Source organism: Frigoribacterium sp. MCBA15_019, from assembly GCF_001864945.1.
In the GTDB taxonomy this organism is placed as follows: Bacteria; Actinomycetota; Actinomycetes; order Actinomycetales; family Microbacteriaceae; genus Frigoribacterium.
In genome coordinates, this window is record NZ_MJGS01000012.1 from 436,873 (window position 1) to 440,779 (window position 3,907).

At 72.3% G+C, this 3,907-nt stretch carries 4 protein-coding genes; 2 read left to right on the top strand and 2 right to left on the bottom strand.

From position 1 onward, the window contains the following. Positions 1-229: 229 nt before the first annotated feature. Positions 230-355, bottom strand: a complete 126-nt coding sequence (locus BIV04_RS17445; protein ID WP_255349713.1) for a hypothetical protein — start codon at positions 353-355, stop codon at positions 230-232. A 114-nt stretch (positions 356-469) separates the two neighbouring features. Further along, positions 470-952 (bottom strand): Asp23/Gls24 family envelope stress response protein, encoded by a 483-nt coding sequence (locus BIV04_RS11275; RefSeq protein ID WP_083396377.1) that lies wholly within the window; start codon positions 950-952, stop codon positions 470-472. Between the two features lie 215 nt (positions 953-1,167). Between BIV04_RS11275 and BIV04_RS11280 the strand changes: the two genes are divergently transcribed. Continuing rightward, entirely contained in the window at positions 1,168-2,736 is a 1,569-nt protein-coding gene (locus BIV04_RS11280) for a cryptochrome/photolyase family protein (protein ID WP_071256358.1), read from the top strand. Between the two features lie 255 nt (positions 2,737-2,991). Next, positions 2,992-3,612 carry a hypothetical protein gene (locus tag BIV04_RS11285; RefSeq protein WP_071256359.1) on the top strand — a complete coding sequence of 207 codons (621 nt, stop codon included), beginning with the start codon at positions 2,992-2,994 and terminating at the stop codon, positions 3,610-3,612. The last annotated feature ends 295 nt before the right edge of the window (positions 3,613-3,907 follow it).

A 3,907-nucleotide genomic window follows, 5' to 3' on the forward strand; every position in this document is an offset into this window, starting at 1 on the left:
CTGAGCCGCGCGCCGCTCGGGCTGCCGGCCTCGACGTTCGCCGTCAGCACCGCAGGACGACCGCGCTTTCCCTGATCCGGCACGTACCGGATCGTCGGTGCCTTGATCCGGCACGTACCGGATCAAGGCGGGAGAGATGCCGCCCCCCCGGGACGACGAAAGACGCAGGAGGCGCGACTCGCGTGAGTCGCGCCTCCTGCGTCCGAAGCGCTGCAGGGCGTGCGGTGGGTCAGCGGCGCCGACCGGGCTGCTGGTAGCCGCCGGCCTGGCCGTTGCCGCCGCCGCGCTTGTTCATGATCTTCTTGATGACGAAGCCCACGATGAGCGGGGCGAAGCGTCGGAGCAGTGATGCCATGGGGTGCCTCCTGGGGCGATGGTGCACGGGTCGTGCGGTCGAGCCGGTCGGCTCGGTGGGGTGCGGCCCGCGATGGTGCGGGAGACGATCGTGTCGGGACGACCGCCGCAGCTACTACTGAACCCGCTGCGCGTCGGCTTTGTCGCCCTTGTCGTCGTCGTCCTGGCCGGCGATGAAGATGTCGCTGACCTCGATGTTGATCTCGACGACCTCGAGCCCGACCAGCTGGGTGATGGCGTCGGCGACGGCCCGGCGGACGTCGTCCGCGACCTTCTGCACCGACAGCGGGTAGTCGACGACGATGCTGAGGTCCGCCGCGGCCTGGGTCTCGCCGACCTCGACCTTGACGCCCTGGCCGTGGTCCTGCTGGCCGACGGCGTTGCGCAGCGCACCCACGGCACGCGAGGCGCCGCCACCGATCGAGTGGACGCCGGGCACCTGGCGGGCGGCGATGCCCGCGACCTTGGCGACGACGCCGTCGGCGATCTGCGTGGTGCCCGCGGCGTCGGACGACACGGTGGACGCACCGTCGACGCGTGCGACGCCGTCGACGCGCGAGCTGGTGGTGGCAGGGGTGGGAGTGGCGGTGTTCGACATCTCGGGTCCTCTTTCGGCTGGGGGAGTCGTGCGGATGGTCGTGCGGTGGTCGTCGTGCGAGCGGGCCGTGGTCCGTCGGGGCCGTGACCCGACCGGGCCGGGCCCGGGCGAACCGGGGTGACCCGGGCTGCACGTCAATGAGACGCCGTGCTCGCCCCGTTCGTCACGGTGAACATGCTGGCAACCCGCTGAGTGCCCGCGTCTACTGTCGGGGCATGCAGCGCACCCGGTGGATCTTCCTCGACCAGCTCGGCCCGCACTTCGACGACGGCGATCCGATGCTGCTGATCGAGAGCCGTTCGTCGTGGCAGGGTCGCACCCTGCACCGCGCCAAGCTGCAGCTGATCCTGTCCGCCATCCGGCACCGCGCGGCCGAACTGGGCGACCGCGTCGACTTCCGCCAGGTCGAGCACTACTCCGAGGCCCTCGAGGGGCGGGACGACCTGCAGGTCGTCGATCCCACCTCGTACCGGGCCCGCCGCCTCGTGCGGTCGGTCGGCGCCGAGGTGCTGCCGAGTCGCGGCTTCGTCTCGAGCGAGGCCGAGTTCGCCGAGTGGGCCGCCGGTCGCCAGGGCGGCCGCGGCTCGGGCCGGTCCGGCGGGGCGACGGCGGACGCCGACGACGCCCGTCGAGGAGGCGCGGGTCGACCGACCGGCGCGTCCGGCGGTCGACCGGCACCGCGCCTCCTGATGGAGGACTGGTACCGGGCCGTGCGCCAGCGCACCAATCTGCTGATGGAGGGCCCCCAGCCCGTCGGAGGCCAGTGGAACTACGACCACGACAACCGCGAGAAGCCGCCGAAGGGTGCCGCCACGCTGGGCCTGCCGCCGCAGGAGTGGCCCGACGAGGACGACATCGACGCCGAGGTGCGGGCCGACCTCGAGCGCTGGGAGCGCGAGGGGGTCGTCCGGCTCGTCGGCGACGACGCGCCTCGCCGGTTCGCCGCGACCCGGGCCGAGGCGACGGCCGCCCTGGCGGACTTCGTCGAGGTGCGGCTGCCCGACTTCGGCCCGTTCGAGGACGCCACCCTGTCGGGCGACTGGACGATGGCGCACTCGCTGCTCAGCGCCCCCATGAACCTCGGACTGCTCGACCCGCGCGAGGTCGTCGAGGCCGCCGTCGCGTCGTACCAAGCCGGCGACGCCCCCCTGCGCAGCGTCGAGGGGTTCACCCGGCAGATCGTCGGCTGGCGCGACTGGGTCTGGCACCTCTACTGGCACCTCGGAGAGGACTTCGCGACGACGAGCAACGCGCTCGGGGCGACGCAGCCCCTGCCCGAGGTGTTCGCCGGGCTCGACGTCGAGGCGGTCGAGGCCGAGTGCCTCGGCGACACGCTCGACGGGCTGCGCCGGCACGGCTGGAACCACCACATCCAGCGGCTGATGATCCTCGGCAACTGGGCCTTGCAGCGCGGGGTCGACCCGGCGGCCCTCAACCAGTGGTTCGTCGACATGTACGTCGACGGCACCCCGTGGGTGATGCCCGCCAACGTCGTGGGCATGTCGCAGCACGCCGACGGCGGCATCGTCGCGACCAAGCCGTACGCGTCGGGTGGCGCGTACATCAACCGCATGACCGATCACTGCGGCTCGTGCCGGTTCGACCCGAAGAAGCGACTCGGCGAGGACGCCTGCCCGGTGACCGCCGGGTACTGGGCGTTCCTCGACCGCGTCGAGCCGGTGCTCGCGGGCAACCCGCGCATGGGGCAGCAGTTCGCCGGGCTGCGCGGGCTCTCCGACCGTGAGGCCGTCGTCGAGCAGGAGCGCACCCGCACGACCTGGTGACGCGCGGCGCGGTGGCGTCGGCGTCGGGGCCGGGCCATCGCCTCCCCTCGCGAGCACCGGTCCGAGTGGAACCACCCATGTGCCGTCGAACCACGCACCTGCGTGGTTCGACGGCACATCGGCGGTGTGGCGGCGGCGGCGGCGCTGGCGGCGGCGGTCGAGTCGGCCCCGTCGGGGTCCTCGGAGGCACCCCTCGTTAGGGTGACGTCAGCACCGGGCGCAGCGAGCCCGCGGCAGATCACGAGGGAGTCCCCGATGACCACGACCATGCGCAGAACGGCCGTCACGGCCACGACCACGGGCGTGCTCGCCCTCGGCCTGCTGCTCGCCGGCTGCACCTCAGGAGGCGCGGGTGGCGGTGACGACGCCGGTTCCGGCGGGTCGTCGGCCGGCTCGGACGGCTCGGGGTCGACCGCGTCCGGCGAGGGCACCTTCGACGACCTCGCCAGCTGCGACGACGTCGGCTCGGCGCTCGGCGGTGTCGTGGACGGCCTCGAGCCCAATGCGAACAACGTCTTCCAGGACGATCAGGCCAGTTGCGCATGGCTGACACCGGGAGTCGACGCCAGCAACATCGCGGACGCGAGCGGAATCCTCGTCGTGGCTCAGCGGAACGAGTTGAGCGACTCAGAGATGAGATCACAGATCGCAGACGCCGAGGCCGCCGAAGGTGTCGAGACCATCGACGACTCGAGAATCTCTGCGTTCGGAGGTCAAGCGTTCTCACAGACCGTGACGCAGCAAGGCATCACTGCGTCAGCAACGACCATCATCTCCCCCCACGGCCTCGTGGTCGTCACGGCGACCGGTGCGGGCGACGCCGCCCCGCTCAGCACCGACGAGACCCTCGACGCCGCCTACGGCCTCTTCGACTGAGCCGCGCCGCGCCGCGGCGGGCGCCGTCCTCGTGACGCGCCCGCGCCTCCTCGTCCACCCATTCCTTTGCCGACACGTCGCTCGAGTGGGCAGAAGATGCTCTTCGTCCGGCTGCGAGCGACATCTCCTGCCCACTCGACGTCACGTGCGGGCGAGCGCGGCCGGGCACGGGCGCCGAGTGGGCAAGAGATGCTCTTCGCCGACGGGTGAGCAGCATCTTCTGCCCACTCGGCGCAGCGACGCCCAGCCGAGCCGAGCCGAGCCGAGCCGAGCCGAGCCGAGCCCAGCCGAGCCC